Origin of the sequence: Affinundibacterium fentianense (genome assembly GCF_018139545.1) — a bacterium.
Taxonomy (GTDB): Bacteria; Pseudomonadota; Gammaproteobacteria; order Burkholderiales; family Burkholderiaceae_D; genus Undibacterium; species Undibacterium fentianense.
On record NZ_JAGSPJ010000026.1, the window covers coordinates 1 to 321 of the forward strand.

The following is a 321-nucleotide window of genomic DNA, read 5'->3' on the forward strand; positions in this document are numbered from 1 at the left end:
GAATACGAATCGAATCAGTCCCACCGAAACTTAATATCAAATCATTTGCGGATCGGGACAATACGACCATCTCAGGTGTTATGGCGGCACCCAATTGCAATATATCTCCACCTTGATTAGAACTCTCGTTCAATGTATCGACACCATCACCCACATTAAACTGGAAGGTATCATTCCCAGATCCACCATTGAGCGTGTCGTTACCTGCTCCGCCAATCAAGGTGTCGTCACCACCATTACCAGTCAAAGTATCGTTATCTGCCCCACCATCTAGTACGTCATTGAATCCCGCTCCCGTCAAGATATCCGAACCAGCCAATC

At 46.7% G+C, this 321-nt stretch carries 1 protein-coding gene; it reads right to left on the bottom strand.

Going from position 1 to position 321, the window contains the following annotated elements; all coding sequences use genetic code 11:
• Positions 1–321, bottom strand: a 321-nt coding sequence (locus KDM90_RS17645) for a calcium-binding protein (protein ID WP_369123434.1), incomplete at both ends; no start/stop codon positions are given.